The organism is Pseudomonas sp. PDM31 (genome assembly GCF_019218965.1).
Taxonomy (GTDB): Bacteria; Pseudomonadota; Gammaproteobacteria; order Pseudomonadales; family Pseudomonadaceae; genus Aquipseudomonas.
In genome coordinates, this window is the sequence record NZ_JAHUWS010000003.1 from 506,654 (window position 1) to 521,484 (window position 14,831).

The 14,831-nt window shown below is 60.5% G+C and carries 16 protein-coding genes and 1 pseudogene; 7 read left to right on the forward strand and 10 right to left on the reverse strand.

Annotated elements, in window-relative coordinates; translation table 11 throughout:
* The first annotated feature begins 162 nt into the window (after positions 1-162).
* The 3 genes from KW839_RS08660 to KW839_RS08670 all read left to right on the forward strand — a co-directional run bounded on the left by KW839_RS08660 (position 163) and on the right by KW839_RS08670 (position 1,960).
* Positions 163-462 (forward strand): DUF5629 family protein, encoded by a 300-nt coding sequence (locus KW839_RS08660; protein WP_060542849.1) that lies wholly within the window; start codon positions 163-165, stop codon positions 460-462.
* Positions 455-1,624, forward strand: a complete 1,170-nt coding sequence (locus KW839_RS08665; RefSeq protein ID WP_218424069.1) for a lactonase family protein — start codon at positions 455-457, stop codon at positions 1,622-1,624. The genes KW839_RS08660 and KW839_RS08665 overlap by 8 nt, the downstream gene beginning before the upstream one ends.
* 156 nt (positions 1,625-1,780) lie before the next feature.
* A complete protein-coding gene (locus KW839_RS08670) occupies positions 1,781-1,960 on the forward strand; it encodes a hypothetical protein (protein ID WP_060542851.1) in 180 nt (59 codons plus the stop codon).
* A gap of 366 nt (positions 1,961-2,326) precedes the next feature.
* On the opposite strand, the gene KW839_RS08675 is transcribed toward KW839_RS08670, so the two are convergent.
* From KW839_RS08675 to KW839_RS08685, 3 genes are read right to left on the reverse strand one after another with little or no spacing between them, the layout of a single operon-like run.
* Complete coding sequence (locus KW839_RS08675) at positions 2,327-2,923, reverse strand: glutathione S-transferase (RefSeq protein WP_218424070.1); 597 nt, start codon at positions 2,921-2,923, stop codon at positions 2,327-2,329.
* A complete protein-coding gene (locus tag KW839_RS08680) occupies positions 2,920-6,561 on the reverse strand; it encodes an AAA family ATPase (protein WP_218424071.1) in 3,642 nt (1,213 codons plus the stop codon). The genes KW839_RS08675 and KW839_RS08680 overlap by 4 nt, the downstream gene beginning before the upstream one ends.
* Entirely contained in the window at positions 6,558-7,802 is a 1,245-nt protein-coding gene (locus KW839_RS08685; protein ID WP_218424072.1) for an exonuclease SbcCD subunit D C-terminal domain-containing protein, read from the reverse strand. The genes KW839_RS08680 and KW839_RS08685 overlap by 4 nt, the downstream gene beginning before the upstream one ends.
* A 409-nt stretch (positions 7,803-8,211) precedes the next feature.
* On the opposite strand from KW839_RS08685, the gene KW839_RS08690 reads away from it, so the two are divergent.
* On the forward strand, positions 8,212-9,579 hold the full coding sequence (locus KW839_RS08690; protein ID WP_218424073.1) for a lytic polysaccharide monooxygenase: 1,368 nt from the start codon (positions 8,212-8,214) through the stop codon (positions 9,577-9,579).
* A gap of 54 nt (positions 9,580-9,633) precedes the next feature.
* On the opposite strand, the gene ada is transcribed toward KW839_RS08690, so the two are convergent.
* The 5 genes and pseudogenes from ada to KW839_RS08710 all read right to left on the reverse strand — a co-directional run bounded on the left by ada (position 9,634) and on the right by KW839_RS08710 (position 12,153).
* A complete protein-coding gene (ada, locus tag KW839_RS08695) occupies positions 9,634-10,698 on the reverse strand; it encodes a bifunctional DNA-binding transcriptional regulator/O6-methylguanine-DNA methyltransferase Ada (RefSeq protein WP_060542856.1) in 1,065 nt (354 codons plus the stop codon).
* Positions 10,699-10,785: 87 nt separating this feature from the next.
* Entirely contained in the window at positions 10,786-11,466 is a 681-nt protein-coding gene (gene alkB, locus KW839_RS08700) for a DNA oxidative demethylase AlkB (protein ID WP_060542857.1), read from the reverse strand.
* Positions 11,463-11,549 (reverse strand): annotated as a pseudogene (locus tag KW839_RS27600) (2OG-Fe(II) oxygenase); the annotation flags it as partial. The pseudogene KW839_RS27600 and the gene alkB, both read right to left, overlap by 4 nt.
* A 97-nt stretch (positions 11,550-11,646) precedes the next feature.
* Entirely contained in the window at positions 11,647-11,820 is a 174-nt protein-coding gene (locus KW839_RS08705) for a hypothetical protein (protein WP_156465527.1), read from the reverse strand.
* A 30-nt stretch (positions 11,821-11,850) separates the two neighbouring features.
* Positions 11,851-12,153: a DUF1883 domain-containing protein gene (locus KW839_RS08710; RefSeq protein WP_007912251.1), complete on the reverse strand. Its 303-nt coding sequence runs from the start codon at positions 12,151-12,153 to the stop codon at positions 11,851-11,853.
* A 192-nt stretch (positions 12,154-12,345) separates the two neighbouring features.
* Between KW839_RS08710 and KW839_RS08715 the strand changes: the two genes are divergently transcribed.
* Complete coding sequence (locus tag KW839_RS08715; protein WP_060542858.1) at positions 12,346-12,702, forward strand: hypothetical protein; 357 nt, start codon at positions 12,346-12,348, stop codon at positions 12,700-12,702.
* Between the two features lie 72 nt (positions 12,703-12,774).
* Positions 12,775-13,005, forward strand: coding sequence for a hypothetical protein (locus KW839_RS08720; protein ID WP_060542859.1), 231 nt, complete (start codon positions 12,775-12,777; stop codon positions 13,003-13,005).
* A gap of 11 nt (positions 13,006-13,016) precedes the next feature.
* Here the strand turns inward: KW839_RS08720 and KW839_RS08725 are convergent, their stop codons facing one another.
* Positions 13,017-13,298 carry a hypothetical protein gene (locus tag KW839_RS08725; RefSeq protein ID WP_060542860.1) on the reverse strand — a complete coding sequence of 94 codons (282 nt, stop codon included), beginning with the start codon at positions 13,296-13,298 and terminating at the stop codon, positions 13,017-13,019.
* Between the two features lie 128 nt (positions 13,299-13,426).
* Positions 13,427-13,615 (reverse strand): hypothetical protein, encoded by a 189-nt coding sequence (locus tag KW839_RS08730; protein WP_060542861.1) that lies wholly within the window; start codon positions 13,613-13,615, stop codon positions 13,427-13,429.
* A 289-nt stretch (positions 13,616-13,904) separates the two neighbouring features.
* On the opposite strand from KW839_RS08730, the gene galU reads away from it, so the two are divergent.
* A complete protein-coding gene (gene galU / locus KW839_RS08735; protein WP_060542862.1) occupies positions 13,905-14,744 on the forward strand; it encodes a UTP--glucose-1-phosphate uridylyltransferase GalU in 840 nt (279 codons plus the stop codon).
* Positions 14,745-14,831 lie beyond the last annotated feature (87 nt).

Here is a 14,831-nt window from a genome sequence, read left to right on the forward strand (position 1 = left end):
TTGTGGGAGCGGGCTTGCTCGCGAATGCAGTGGGTCAGTCAACGCATCTGTCGACTGATCCACTGCATTCGCGAGCAAGCCCGCTCCCACAAGAGGGATGTGTAGAACAGTCATCAGGTGCATGCGCTATCATTGCGTTTTTCCCTGCAAAGATTGACTGCCATGACCGCCGTAACCGATACCTTGCTCAACGTCCTCGAACACTGCGATATGGTGGAAATCGACGGCCTGCACGCTTTCGAATTCTCCCTCGATGAGTTGGACAACCTGCACATCGAATGCATGGATGGCCGCGCGGCCAAGCACTGGGAGTTCACCCCGGCGCAGATTCAGGCGGCGACGTTCGATGCAACCCTGCAAAGCTGGCTGATCAAAGGTGATTCCGGTGAGCACCGGCTGGTGTGCATGACCGCTTTTCGCGGTGACAACGATGACGGTGAAGAAGCGTCCGGGGATGTTTAATCTCTGGCCACTGTTGATCGCCAGCGGCATCGGCGCGATGGGGTTTGAGTCAGCATCTGCCAACGACTATCAATTGCTCGTGGGTTCGTACACCGCTGGCCAAAGTCAGGGCATTTATCGTCTGAGCTTCGACAGCGCCACGGGGCAGATCAACGCCAGGCCGCTGCAAGTGATCAACAGCCAAAACCCGTCGTGGCTGACCCTGTCCAAAGACCAGCGACACCTGTTCGTGGTCAACGAAAACGGCCCGGGGCAGGCTGATCCGGTCGGGCGCGTCAGCAGTTATTCGATCGACCCCAAGACCGGTGAGCTGCGTCTGACCAGTCAGGTGCAGAGCCTGGGTAACGAGCCGACCCATTTGAGCCTCAGCGCGGATGCCGGCCACTTGTTTGTCAGTAACTACTGCGTAGCCGAAGATCCGGGCGGTACCCTGGCGGTGTTGCCTGTGGCTTCCGATGCCACGCTCAAACCTGTTGTGCAGATGAGCAGTCACCCATCGAGCCGGGTCAATCCCGAGCGGCAGATGTCGGCGCATGTGCATTCGACAGTCCCGTCACCGGACGGCAAGTATGTGTTCTCCAATGACCTGGGGGCAGACAAGGTCTTTGTCTATCGCTTCGATCCCAAGGCCAACCCTGAGTTGCCATTGGCCCCGGCGACCCCGGCCTTCGTGCAGTTGCCACCCGGTAGCGGGCCGCGCCACTTGCTGTTCAGTGCCGATGGCAAACACGCCTGGCTGACCATGGAAATGAGTGCGCAGGTCGCCGTGTTCGACTACCACGATGGCCGGCTTGAGCAGACGCAGATGATCGATCTGGCGGCCGGTCAGGCGGTTTCAGACAAGGCAGCCGCTGCACTGCATGCTTCGGCCGACGGCAAGTTCCTCTATGTCAGCAACCGTGGCACGGCCAATCAGTTGCTGGTGTTCGCCATCGATCAGGCGAGCGGTCACCTCAAGGAATTGCAACGCCGGGCCGTGGAGGGCGATCACCCAAGGGAATTCAGCCTCGACCCCAGTGGCAAATTCCTGCTGATCGCCAATCAGAAGAGCAACCAGATTGTCGTTGTCGAGCGCGATGCGCAAAGCGGGCTCCTGGGTAAAACCGTGCAGAAACTGCCGATGGATGCGCCGAGCGACCTCAAGTTCCTGGTGCGTCAATAGGCCGCAGGCCCCGGCTGATGGGGCCTGCCTGCTTTTATCGATGACGCTGATAATTGGTAATGCTACAAAACATTTCAAGGCGTCGCCCCTCGAAGGTTAAGTTTGCTTCACGGCCCCACCGGGCAAGCAAGCCAACTGACTCCGAGGATTAGCGCCATGAACTTCAACCTCTTCTCTGTAATCGCCGCTTCCGCCATCTCCGCTACCGTTGCCCTGCCAGCCAGTGCCAACGTTGAAATCAGCGACAGAAAAGCCCACACCCAAAGCTACACCCAGAAATACCTGCAACAGAGCGCGAATTTCTACGCTGCGCTGGATCATAAAACCCAGCACTGAAAGTCCAGCTTTTGCGACGGGGGGGCTGTGGCGAGGGGGCTTGCCTGTGGTGAGGGGGCTTGCCTGTGGCGAGGGGGCTTGCCCCCGTTGGGTCGCGCAGCGACCCCCATCGTCCAGTTCGGCTATGTGGCGGTCTTAACTTCGAATAGCTCGATTGCCTCAAGGAACGCTGGGGTTGCTGCGCAACCCAACGGGGGCAAGCCCCCTCGCCACAGGCAAGCCTCGCCACAGGCAAGCCTCTCGCCACAGGCAAGCCTCGCCACAGGCAAGCCTCTCATCACAGGCAAGCCTCGCCACAGGCAAGCCTCTCATCACAGGCAAGCCCCCCTCGCCACAGGCAAGTCCCCCTCGCCACAGGTGTGGGGCTTACTTCTTCATCACCGCCGTGAACAACTCCGACTCCAGCAACCGCTGCAACCACGTCTGCAAACGCCGATACGGCGTCTGGGCGAACCACTCGCGGTCGACATGGGCGAACTGTCGTACAAATGGCATCAACGCCATGTCGGCCAAGGTCGGATGATCGGCCAGCAAGTAATCGCGACGCTCCAGCAGCTCATCAAGCCTGCGCAGGAACACTTCACCCTCGGTGCGATAAAACTCCATGGGCTGCTCGGGATAACGCTCGGCGTATTTGTAGCGATTCAAATGCACCTTGAACCGCGTGTCGTTCTCTTCGATCAGCCTGGCGATTTGCTCGGTTCCGACTGGATCATCCTTGAGCAACCAGTCCTGCGGATCATTCTGTGCCAGGGCCCAGCGCATGATGTCCAGGCTCTCGTCGATCACCCGGCCGTCAACACTCAACACCGGCACCGTGCCCTTGGCGGACAGCGCGAGCATCTCGGCCGGTTTGGCTTTCAGGCTGACCTCGACGATGTCCACGGCAACCCCCGAGTAACGCAGGGCCAGGCGCGCCCGCATGGCATAGGGGCAGCGGCGGAAGGAATACAGGGTGGTCATTTCACCTCCAGGGTGCTCAAGCCGTTGCCCTGGCGCTGGACCTGGATCTGCACCGGTATCCGTTCATGCATTTCCTGTACGTGAGAAATCACCGCGACCTTGCGCCCCTGTGCCTGCAAACCGTCGAGGGCATCCATGGCCAGTTGCAGGGACTCCGGATCGAGGCTGCCGAAACCTTCGTCGATGAACAGCGATTCGATCTTCAGCGTGCTCGACGCCATGGACGCCAGTCCCAGCGCCAGCGCCAGTGACACCAGGAAGGTCTCGCCGCCGGACAACGAATGCACCGAACGCAGTTCGTCGCCCATTTCGGTATCCATCACCAACAGGCCCAACATGCTGCCGCCACGCTTGAGGCGGTAGCGCCGCACCAGTTGTCGCAGTTGCACGTTGGCGTGGTGGACCAGCAGGTCGAGGTTGTAGGCCTGGGCGATCTTGCGGAAAGTGTCGCCGGTGGCCGAACCGATCAAGGCATTGAGGCGTGCCCAGCGCTGGTACTCGGTGTAGGCGTCGGCAATCTGCTGGCCCAGGGCCTGGTTGGCATTTTGCCGGCGCTGATCTTCGACCTGTTCGGCACGCAGTTCCGCGCACAGCTGTTCGCTGACGGCGTACTGGCCCTGCAAATCGCCGAGGGCGCTGTCGAGTTGTTCGGCGTCGATGTTGCCGTTGTGCTGCGCCTGATGCTGGAGCAAGACCTTGTCGCGCTCCTGCACCAGAACCTTGGCCTGTTCGATGGCTTTTTCGCTGTCCTGCAAGCGTTGACGCAACTCGCTGACGCAGGCGTCATCGACCAGCAGTAATTCTTCAAGGCCGGCGTCATCCAGTTGCGGATGGCGGGCGCGCCAGTCGGCGATTTTACCGGCGAGTTCACGCTCTTCGCATTCAAGTGCTTGCAAGCGTTCCTGTTGTGCCTTGAGTTCGGCGGCGATTCGCACTTGCTGAGTGACTACGTTTTGCAGTTCCTGGGTCGTCGCGGTTTCGGCGCTGCGTGACGTTTCAACGTCCCGTTCCAGTTGTTGCTGCCACTGCTCGGCGCTGCCGTGTTCGCCGAGCAACTGCCCGAGGGTCTGCTGGCTCGCCTGTTGTTGTGTGGCCAGTGCTTTGAACTGCTGCTCGGCGGCTTGCAATTGCTGCAGGCGGGTTTGCTGCCGATCCTGTTCCTTCTCAAGGTGTTGTTGGCGCTGTTGCTGTTCGGCCAGCTCCTCCTTTTGTTGCTCGAGTTGCGCCAGGCGCTCGGCAATCTGTCGGTCGAGCTGCAGGAAGGTCGCGGCCGGCTCGACGCGCAGCGCTTGCAGTGTCTCGGCCGGCAAAAGGCTGGCGAATGCTTTGAGTTCTTCGTCCAGACGCTGCTGGTCGTTGCCCAATTCCCGTTGTTGATTGTCCAGATGGCGTGCCGCTTGCTGGTGCGCGGTTTCGGCCTGGCGCAGTTGTTGGGTCAGGCGCGCGGCATCCTGTTGCAGGGTGAGCAGGGCGCTCTGGCGCTGCTCGTCCTGACCGATGCTCTGATTCAACTGGCTGTTTTGCTGGGCGAGCCAGGTATCGCGTTTCTCGCTGTCCTGATTCAGCAACTGACTGGCCAGCGGGTGCGCTTGCAGGCTGGGCGTCACGGTTTGCTGGCGGATCGCCAGTTGCTCCTGCTGTTGCAGCAGTTCCTTTTGCTGGGCGATCAGTCCGCCGACTTCGGCGCGCAGGTCGGTGAGCTTTTCCTTGAGCAGATCGACGGCTTTCTGGGCGTTGGCCTGTTCGCCTTCATCAAAGCGGCCGAGGCTCTGCAGCAGCGCTTCGGGCTGATGATAGGGGTGCTCTTGGCTGCCGCAGACCGGGCAGGGCTGGTCATCCTGCAATTGTGCACGCAGCTCCTCGACACTGGCGCTGCGGGCCAGGCGCTGACGCTCCAGCAGCTCGCGGGTGACGCTGAGGGTCTGCTCGGCGACACTCAGCTCAGCCTTGGTTTTGACCCCGTCCTGGGTCAGGCGCTCACGCTCCTGTTGCGCACTGAGCTGGCGTTGTTGCAGCTCGGCGCCGCGCTTGTCCAGTTCCTGTTGGCTGGCCCACAAGCGGGTCAGCTCTTCGATCGCGCGCAGCTGTTTGCGGTTGTCCTGCAGCAGGCTGCCGAGAATGCCGATCTGCTCGGCGACGGCATCGGGTTCGGCGCCGGCCTCCTTGTACAGCACTTCCAGCTGTTGCTTCTGCGCGGTGAACGCTTGCGCACTGTGCGTGGCGTTCTGCTCCAGGGTGGCCAGTTCCGCCTGCCCCTGGTTCAGCCGGTTGCCGATCAGCATCAACTGTTGCAGGCGATCGCGGTAGGCAGTCCAGGCGTTGCTCAAGGGGGCCAGATGGCTGCTTTGCTCAAGTTCGGCGGCGATGCGCTGCAAGTGCGCGGCGACCTGGGTTTGCCGGTCGTGCAGGGTTTGAATCGCACTTTGGCCCTGAGTGCACGCCTGTTCGGCGACGAGCTTCGCTTCAGCGCCAATGGCGGTGTCTTTGGCCAGGCGGGCGAGGGTGCTTTGTTCGTCGAAGGCCTGGCGCAAAAGCGGCGCGCTGTCGGTTTGCCGCTGTTGCGCTTCGGCCAGGGCGATCCGCACCGCGCCCAGCTCCTGCTCCAGCTGCGTCTGGCGCTCGCCGAGTACGCCGTGTTGCTGAGTGTGCAGGGCAATCTGCGCCGCCAAGGGGGTCCGTAATGCATCGATTTCGGTTTTGCGGGCGAACTGATGCCGCTGGGGGCCGAGTTGCTCCAGGCGGGTCAGCTGCAGGCGCTCGCCGTCCAGGCTTTGCCAATGGGACTGTGCCGATTGCAGTTGCTCAGTGGCGCTGTGTTGCGCGTCCTGCAACTGGCGCAATTCCTTGAGCCAGGTGTGCTGCAATTCGAGCTGCTTGAGCTGCGCCTGCTGCAATTTCAGCTGTTGTTGTGCGCCATTGAAGCGTTCATCAAGCTGCGCCCGGGCCTCGGGAGCCAGGGGTGTCACACCGCTGGCCTGATCCTGCAGCAGCTTGTGGGTTTCACGGGCTTCTTTGGCCTTGTCGAAGGCGCGCCGGCCGAGCCGGGTATAGAGCGCAGTATCGGTGAGTTTTTCCAGCAACTCGCTGCGTTCGTTGTCGTTAGCCTTGAGGAAGGCGCTGAATTCGCTCTGGGCGAGCAACACCGCGCGGGTGAACTGCTCGAAGTTCAGACCCAGCACGGTTTCGAGCTGGACCTTGAAGTCGACTTTCTGGCTGGCCAACAGTTGATCCAGATCGATGTCGCGCAGGCTCTGGCGACTGGCCTGCAGCTTGCCGCCGGCCTTCTCCCGGGCGCGATTGGCTTCCCAGCGGGCGCGGTAGCGGCGGCCATCGATGCCGACAAAATCCACTTCGGCATAACCTTCACCGGTGCCGCGACGCAGCAGGGTGCGCGGATCGCCCGTGCTGATTTCGCCGTCGGCGTCCGGCGCCTTGGCCGACACCTGGGCGTTGCTCAGCCGCGGCACGGCGCCAAACAACGCCAGGCACAAGGCGTCGAGCAGGGTGCTTTTGCCGGCCCCGGTCGGCCCGGTGATCGCGAACAGTCCCGCGCTGGCCAAGGGTTCGGCGGTGAAGTCGATGTCGAACGGCCCGGCCAGGGAGGCGAGGTTCTTCAGGCGGATGGCGAGAATCTTCATGGTTGTTCGCTCTCCATCTGCACGTCTTGCAACAGCTCGGCAAAGTCCTTGAGGGTTTGCTCGTCGACCTCGCTGCCGAAGTTGTCCTGCCAGGCGCGGCTGAAAAGCTCCTGTGGGGTGAGTTGATCCAGTTCGATCAGCGCACCACCCTCGTCGTTGCCTTCACGGCTGCCTGAGCCTGCGTATTCGGCGGCGATGCGCACCAGGCGCACGGCCTTGCCTTGCAGGGCGGTTTCCACTTGCTGGCGCAGGTCGGGCTGCGGCTCGTCGAGGCGTACCCGTACTTCCAGCCAGGGCTGGCGCTGGATGTCGGCCAGCAGATCGATGTTCGGTAGATCAGCCAGGAGCAGCAGTACGTCCGCCATCGGCGCAGGACCGATGCGTTGCAGGTTGACCGCGCGGGGTATCAGTTTCGGTTCGACGCTGACCAGGGTTTCGCCATCGAGGGTGATGTCGAGAATCTGGTGCTGGTAGCCGATTTCGGAGAACGACAGCGGAATCGGCGAGCCGCTGTAGCGGATGCGTTCTTCGCCATTGACCTTCTGCGGCTTGTGCAGGTGACCGAGCGCCACATAGCTGATGCTCGGCCCGAACAGGCTCGCCGGCAGGGCTTCGGCATTGCCGATGATGAGGCTGCGCTCGGAATCTTCCGACACCGAACCACCGGCCATGTGCGCGTGGCTGATGGCGATCAGCGCTTGGCCGGGTTGGCGCCTGGCGTTGGCCGCCTCGATCAGCCATTCATGCACCTGGCCGATGCCGCGCAAGTAGTTGTCAGCCAGGTGTGCGCCGGTGACTTCCGCCGGGCGCAGGAACGGCAGCGCCAGGCACCAGGCGGCGATGGCGCCGCTGGCATCCGGCAGCGGCAACAGCAGGCGTTCGGCGTCCAGTTGTCCGTCGTCGAGCCACAGCACGCGACCCAGCGCATGGGTGCGCAAGCGGCGCATCAAGGGCGCAGGCAGTTCGATCCGGGAGCCGGAGTCGTGGTTGCCGGCGATCATCACGATGGTCAGCAGCGGCTGCTGCTCGTGGGCACTGACGATGAAATCGTAGAGACGTTCCTGGGCTTTGACCGGCGGGTTGACCGTGTCAAAAATGTCGCCGGCGATCAGCAGCACATCCGGCTGATCCAGCTTCAGCTGGCGCAGCAGCCAGTCGAGAAAGCAGCCGTGTTCGAAATCGCGATCCTGGCCATGCAGGTATTGCCCAAGGTGCCAGTCGGAGGTGTGAAACAGACGCAAGGCGAACTCCGTAGGAATAAAGGTCACTGCCGCGAGGAAATGGATGCGGCGAAAGGAGGAGAGTTTACTGGCAAAAGACCGAGGCTGCTGGATCCCTTGAAAGAGAATGGGGGGCGCAGGGGCGGTTCGAGAATGAACACCGGAGGCTCTGAAATGCCCTTTCAGGGTAGGGGGCTTGCCGGAGAAAACTGACGAGCGGTGGCGTCGAACTGTCAGTTTTTACAGTAGGCATGATCTCGGACAAAGCGCTTAATTTGTTCCGTACGTGGTGTCCAGCCGGACGTGAAGGACCAAGCGTGCATTTTTTCGTGAAGCAAACGTACGGTTGCCCCAGCCGCTGAGGTCGTGATGGCAGCGCTGTGATTTGCACGGCATCGACTGTTGCAACCGGCAAACAATGGAGAGTCCCATGTCACAGCGTCGTGTAAATGTCATCAGCAAAAGCCCCAACCCGCGCCATGGACACGTCTTTTCCCCTAAGTCCAGAGCCTATTTTGCCTGGGAGGCAGGCAAGCTCGATTATGGTGCGCTGAACCAGCGAGAATCGGGCAAGTTTTTCCCTGCGACCGTCGGCGATCTGCATGACCCCTATGCACCGCAAGACCAGACCAGTTTCGCGCCGCCGCCTGATGGTAAAATTGCCAGTGCAAACCAGGCCACCGGGGCCATGCTGGATGAGCCAGGCTCGCATTGGCAAAAACACCCAGTGTGCCCTGGTGAAGTGCTGGAGATTTCCTGGTATTTCACCGCCAATCACGTGTCCCGGCGCTGGGTCTATTTCCTGACCAAGAAAGATTGGGATCCCGGCAAGGTTCTGTCGCGAGACCAATTTGAACCAGAGCCGTTTTATACGGTGCAAATTAATCTGCAACCGTTCTGGGAACATTCGGAGCAGATGAAGCCACCGACACCGACCGTTCACGGGCTGCCGCTGCCCGAGCGCAGTGGATACCATGTGTTGCTGGCCGTCTGGGAAGTTGCTGATACCCCAAATGCGTTCTATCAGGTGGTGGATCTGGATTTTGTGCCACCGGATGGCGGGGGTGAACGCCCCTCCGTACCGACCGGGCTGAAAGCGGTGAGCATCACCGACAAGCAAGTGGAACTCGCTTGGAAAGAATCGGATGGTCCAGCCCCGATTGCGTTTTATCGTATCAAGCGCAACGGGACCATGTCCGTGGATGTGCCTGCACCGGCGTTGACCTGGACTGACAAAGGCGTTCTGCCTCAGACCCACTACAGCTACGTCATTACGGCGCATGACGAAGCGGGCGAAGTTTCCGATCCGAGTCGGCCGCTTCAAGTGCAGACACTGCCCGAAGGTGGCGGCCCCAGCGCTCCGATCAATCTTCACTCAATGGGGCAGACAACCCAGAGCATCACGCTGATGTGGGGGGCTTCCACCGGCACGGCACCCATCGTGAACTACCTGGTCTACCGGGATGGCGTTGTAGTCAAAACGCTCAGTGCCACCCAGACCGAGTATGAAGACACGGGGCTGACACCTGACACCGAGTATCGCTATGAAGTCAAAGCGCTCGACCTGGATGGGAAACTGTCCCCACCGAGCAATCTTTTGCGTCAGAAAACCAAGGCTGAAGGTGGCGGCCACCCGGCATGGAAGCTCGATACCTTCTATGAAACCGGCGCTCTTGTGAGTCATGGCGGCGGCATTTGGCGTTGCTTGCAAAGACACACCTCGTATGCACCTGATTGGGCGCCAGGCCTGGACACCAGCGAGGTACTTTGGGCTGCGCATACGCCAGCACGCAAATAGGTCCAGCAGGACGCCTCGCCACTGGTTGGGGCGTGGCGTCCTGTCCCCGGTTCATTAAAGCGTTTCGCGGTCCAGCAACTGCCGCTTACGTTCAACCCCCCAACGATAACCCGACAGATTGCCATCGCTGCGCACCACGCGATGGCAAGGGATCGCCACCGCCAGACGGTTGGCGCCGCAGGCTTGTGCCACGGCCCGGACGGCTTTGGGCGCGCCGATTCGTTGGGCGATCTCGGCATAGCTGGCGGTGCTGCCGACCGGGATTTCCCGCAGGGCTTGCCAGACCCGCTCCTGAAACGCGGTGCCTTGCACATCCAGAGGCAGGTCCAGGCCGATCGCCGGCGCTTCGATAAAACCGACCACCCGGGCAACCAACTGCTCGAATTGCTGATCGGCGCCAATCAGATTGGCGCGCCGGAACTTGTCCTGCAGATCGCAGACCAGTTGCTGTGGATCATCGCCCAGCAGAATCGCGCACACTCCGCGCTCACTCTGCGCCACCAGAATCGCGCCGAGTGAGCACTGGCCGATGGCGAAACGAATATCATTGTTCTGGCCGCCCGCGCGGTAATCGCCGGGCTTCATCCCCAGCAGGTGGTCGGCCGCTTCATAGAAACGGCTATTGGAATTGAAGCCGGCCTCGTACAGGGCGTCTGTCACCGTGCCGCCGTCCGCCAGGCGTTCGCGAACCCTGCGCGAGCGATGGGCGGCGGCGTAACCCCTGGGGGTCAGGCCGGTGACGGCTTTGAACACGCGATGGAAATGGAAGCTGCTAAGGCCCGCGGCTTCAGCCAGTTCGGCCAATGCCGGCGGTGTCTCTGTGCTTTCGATGCGGCGGCAGGCGGCGGCCACGGTCGCGGCATGTTGTGCCGCAACGGCGCTCTGGTCCTTGCTTGCGCGCTTGCTGGGCCGGTAGCCCGCAGTCCGGGCCTGCTCGGCGGTGTCGAAGAACTCGACATTCTCAGGCTTGGGCAGGCGCGCCAGGCTGCTGGGGTTGCAATAGATACCGGTGGTTTTCACCGCGTAGACAAATTGCCCGTCGGCCTTGGGGTCCCGGGCAACGACGGCGGCCCAGCGCGGATCGTTTTCTATGCTGATCGTGGTCATTTGCGTCGTCATGGCGGCCTGTCCGGTGGGTGGTTCTGTGCAGGTTAACCAAGCTTGAGTGTCTTCACACTCCGGCGCTTGCGGTCAAACTCCAGGGCTTCAACCTGCGGTGCGGAAGGTGAAATTGATACGTTGTTCACCCAGTCGCGGGTGCAGGCCGTCCTTGATCGGCAACACGCCGTGATAGCGCAGGCGATCCCCGCCACCCCAGACCACGATGTCGCCGTGCAGCAAGGGGATTCGCTGGCTTTTGTCGCTGCGTTCAAAACCGCCGAACAGGAACATTGCCGGCAGGCCCAATGACACCGAAACAATAGGGGCCGCCAGGCAGGTTTCGTTTTTATCCTGATGCAGTGACATTTTAGCGCCGGGGATATAACGGTTGATCAGGCAGGAGTCCGGCACAAAGTCGGCGAATCCCGCCTCCGTTGCCGCCGCTTGAGCCAGCTGGTAAAACGCCTCGGGCATATCCGGCCACGGCAGGCCGCTTTGCGGGTCGTGGCGGGTGTAGCGATAGCCGCTGCGGTCGGTGGTCCAGCCCCAGGTGCCGCAGCTGCTGAGGGCTACCGACATGGTAAAGCCGCCGGGCGTGATCATCTGGCGAAACGGCGCGGCTGCCAACACCGCCTCTAGTGCGGGCAACACGCGCTCCAGCCAGGTCAGGGCGAAGCCTCTGAGAACGTATGATTGCTCACCGATCTGCTCGCGCCTGGGCGCTTGCTCGGGCTCTGCATCGGCAAACAGATCGAAAGTCATCGGATTCATAGGCTCATGACGCATCGTTCGAGAAATGCCTGGTGGGACTCAGGAAAGCGCACTGCCAGCCCCATCTGTTCATGCCAGCGTTTGGCAATGGGCACCAGGCCTTCCGGATTCGAAGTGACCAGTCTGAAAGGCATTGCCAGGGCGGACACTCCGACTCTTGCGGTCAAACCGTCCAGATGGTCGCGGCAGAGGGTGTTACAGGGCTTTGCTGACGCTGATTTCGCTGATCACGTCGCCCTGGCCATGAATGGCATCCAGCGCTGCCCTGGCTTCTTCTGCGGTGCCGTTTTCAAGTTGCGCGAACTCGAAGCGGCGTTCGCCGTTGAGCTTGTATTTGATGACGTACTTGGTCGTTTGAGCCACGGTCATATCTGCCTTTCTTTATATCGGGTACGTCACTCAGCTCAGTTTTGTGCTGGAGCGGCGGATGATTTTGATCGAGTGCGTCAGCGTCGGTTTACGGGTCACGCTGATCGCCCGGCGGTTGACCGTATCGATGGTGATGTTCCAGAAACCGGTGCTTGGCGCCGTGATGCGTGCCGGGAAGGTGTCGAACGCACCGCCGTGATAGGTGTGGCGACCGCCATTTTTGAAGCTGCGGAAGTTGGCGTCGTTCATCAGACGGATGTTGCACATTTGGGAGCATTGAATGACGACGATATCGTCCTCATTGAGGTGCTCGCGCTGATGGATAAATTTCATGGGGCGCCTCCAGAAGGGCTTTTTCTACAAAAACGGCGCGCAGTTTATCAGCCCGTAGGCTTTATTATCCGGCCGGGAAGGGCTCGGTGAACAATAAAAAACCGATATTGCGTAATTATTGGGCGGTAAAAGACATCGCTGCGGAGAAAAACCGGGTTTGTGTGGTCGGAGGGTCTTTATCGGAGGTTTTGTATGAAGTGGGGTGTATGGGGTCTGCCGTGGGTATTGGCAATGGGTGGTTGTGCAAGTGTCGCCGATATCAACCAGACGCTGCCGACCATGAACGTGCGTTCAGGAAAGAAGCCCCAGGAATATGCGCAGTGTCTGAGCGACAAGCTGGCTGACAGCCGCGGCGCCCTGCAAATAGAGCCGCAAAAAGACGGGCTGCGAGTCATCGTGCCGCAGAAATTGTCTTCTGGCCCGGCCGCGGTATTCGATATCGAAGAGCGCTCCAGCGGCAGCGGCATCAAGTTGCACGAACGTATCTCCAACGTGCCAGTGCGTCCACGGGATGTACAAGATGCTGCCAACGAATGCATTTCCGGCTGATAGACTAACGCCAGTTCGCATCGATGCCGTCAAAGCCAGGCTTTGGCGGCATTGTCATTTCTGGAGTCGGGCATGAAGCGGGAACAGGTACGGCAACGTCATGCAGAGGGTCTTATCTCTGCCACCCATGTGATCCAGAACCCGGCATGTCCGGAGGAATGGATCGTGTTTTTCAAGAAAAGCGCCGGGCGCAGCTACTTTCTGGTGGACGATCAGGATGAAGTCGAGTCCTTCGCTCGTCTGGACGAGTTGGTCGAGACCGTGCGCGGTCTCGGGATCAAGTTCGCGGAAATCCACATGTAGGGCAGGGCGCCTTACTTGCAGACCACCACGACGCTGCGGTTCTTGTAGTTGCCAACGTCGGCACCGAGGGTCTTGTCACTCTCCTTGAGCGAAGGCGTGCCGTCGGTACCGACAATCCGGTACCCGGTGCCAGCGCAGGAGGCCTCGGCTTTTTCGTAACAGGTGGCCCAGGAGTTGGCTTCGCCGGAACAATCGATGGTCAGGCCTTGTTCGCCATTATCCAGGTAGGTTTGTTCGGTGGTGGCGCAGCCGCAGAGGGCCAAAGCAGCTATCAGTGGCAAGATCTTGTTCATGGCGTGGTCGTCGTCAGGGGGATAGGCTAAGGCTGTGACAGCGCCGCAGGCAAAAGGTTATAGCGAAAGGCCACTTATGTGTGGAAGTTCACAAAAAAGCCCTGCGCAAAGGCAGGGCTGTGGTCGCATCAGTTCTTGTCTTTGCCGCGGCGCTTGGGTGCCGGATGCTGATCCTGGAACACCGATGCCACTTCGATGGCCAGTGCCTCGGTCGGGAATGGCCCGGCGATATTTTCGCCGGCGACGCTGTCTACCCACCATTGGCCGTCTTTCGCCTGGTTGATCAAGTACCCGTTAACGCTTTTTGCTGCCGACATTTAATAACCTCGTGGTCTGGTTCAATCGCACCATAATAGCGCCAAATGCACCCAACCAGTGTCGACAGGCGTATGGTGGTTTGTTTATTGCAGGGCCAAACCGTGCAAATCCGCGAGTCTCTGCTATCAATAATGGGCTGTCCGCAGGCCTGTTCACTCTCGCGGGGAACTATCGGCGAGAATTTTTCTCTATGATGGCATCGGATAGCCAGCGCGGGGCATTGTAAGGTGCCCGCCGCCTGATTAGACTGCGCCGAAACTCGAACACACAGCCTTTTCAAGGACTTATATGATCAAGAAATGCTTGTTCCCAGCAGCCGGTTACGGTACTCGCTTCCTGCCAGCGACTAAAGCCATGCCCAAAGAAATGCTGCCGGTGGTGAACAAGCCACTGATCCAGTACGGCGTCGAAGAAGCACTGGATGCCGGTTTGAACGAAATCTCCATCGTTACCGGCCGCGGCAAGCGCGCCCTGGAAGACCATTTCGACATCAGCTACGAGCTGGAAAACCAGATCAAGGGCACCGACAAGGAAAAATACCTGGTCGGCATCCGCAAGCTGCTCGACAACTGCTCGTTCTCCTACACCCGCCAGACCGAAATGAAAGGCCTGGGCCACGCAATCCTGACTGGCCGTCCGCTGATCGGCGACGAACCGTTTGCGGTGGTCCTGGCGGACGACTTGTGCGTCAACCTCGAAGGCGACGGCGTGCTGACCCAGATGGTCAAGCTGTACAAGCAGTTCCGCTGCTCGATCGTGGCCATCCAGGAAGTCGATCCGCAAGAGACCCACAAGTACGGCGTCATCGCCGGCGAGATGATCCGCGACGACATCTACCGCGTTCACAGCATGGTGGAAAAACCAAAACCAGAAGACGCTCCGTCGAACCTGGCCATCATCGGCCGCTACATCCTGACCCCGGACATCTTCGACCTGATCGAACAGACCGAGCCAGGCAAGGGCGGCGAAATCCAGATCACCGACGCCCTGATGAAGCAGGCCCAGAACGGCTGCGTGATGGCCTACAAGTTCAAGGGCAAGCGCTTCGACTGCGGCGGCGCCGAGGGTTACATCGACGCGACCAACTTCTGCTTCGAGAACTTCTACAAGACTGGCAAGGCTTACTGATAGCGGCTTGGCAGGTTAAACACAAAAACGCCCCGACTGGTTCGGGGCGTTTTTGTGTGTGCGCGCAAAAACTGTAGGGGCCGGCTT

Coding starts and splice junctions, on each gene's coding strand:
- KW839_RS08660 (WP_060542849.1), top strand. CDS start 163: ATGACCGCCGTAACCGATACCTTGCTCAACGTCCTCGAACACTGCGAT.
- KW839_RS08665 (WP_218424069.1), top strand. CDS start 455: ATGTTTAATCTCTGGCCACTGTTGATCGCCAGCGGCATCGGCGCGATG.
- KW839_RS08670 (WP_060542851.1), top strand. CDS start 1,781: ATGAACTTCAACCTCTTCTCTGTAATCGCCGCTTCCGCCATCTCCGCT.
- KW839_RS08675 (WP_218424070.1), bottom strand. CDS start 2,923: ATGACCACCCTGTATTCCTTCCGCCGCTGCCCCTATGCCATGCGGGCG.
- KW839_RS08680 (WP_218424071.1), bottom strand. CDS start 6,561: ATGAAGATTCTCGCCATCCGCCTGAAGAACCTCGCCTCCCTGGCCGGG.
- KW839_RS08690 (WP_218424073.1), top strand. CDS start 8,212: ATGTCACAGCGTCGTGTAAATGTCATCAGCAAAAGCCCCAACCCGCGC.
- ada (WP_060542856.1), bottom strand. CDS start 10,698: ATGACGACGCAAATGACCACGATCAGCATAGAAAACGATCCGCGCTGG.
- alkB (WP_060542857.1), bottom strand. CDS start 11,466: ATGCGTCATGAGCCTATGAATCCGATGACTTTCGATCTGTTTGCCGAT.
- KW839_RS08705 (WP_156465527.1), bottom strand. CDS start 11,820: ATGACCGTGGCTCAAACGACCAAGTACGTCATCAAATACAAGCTCAAC.
- KW839_RS08710 (WP_007912251.1), bottom strand. CDS start 12,153: ATGAAATTTATCCATCAGCGCGAGCACCTCAATGAGGACGATATCGTC.
- KW839_RS08715 (WP_060542858.1), top strand. CDS start 12,346: ATGAAGTGGGGTGTATGGGGTCTGCCGTGGGTATTGGCAATGGGTGGT.
- KW839_RS08720 (WP_060542859.1), top strand. CDS start 12,775: ATGAAGCGGGAACAGGTACGGCAACGTCATGCAGAGGGTCTTATCTCT.
- KW839_RS08725 (WP_060542860.1), bottom strand. CDS start 13,298: ATGAACAAGATCTTGCCACTGATAGCTGCTTTGGCCCTCTGCGGCTGC.
- KW839_RS08730 (WP_060542861.1), bottom strand. CDS start 13,615: ATGTCGGCAGCAAAAAGCGTTAACGGGTACTTGATCAACCAGGCGAAA.
- galU (WP_060542862.1), top strand. CDS start 13,905: ATGATCAAGAAATGCTTGTTCCCAGCAGCCGGTTACGGTACTCGCTTC.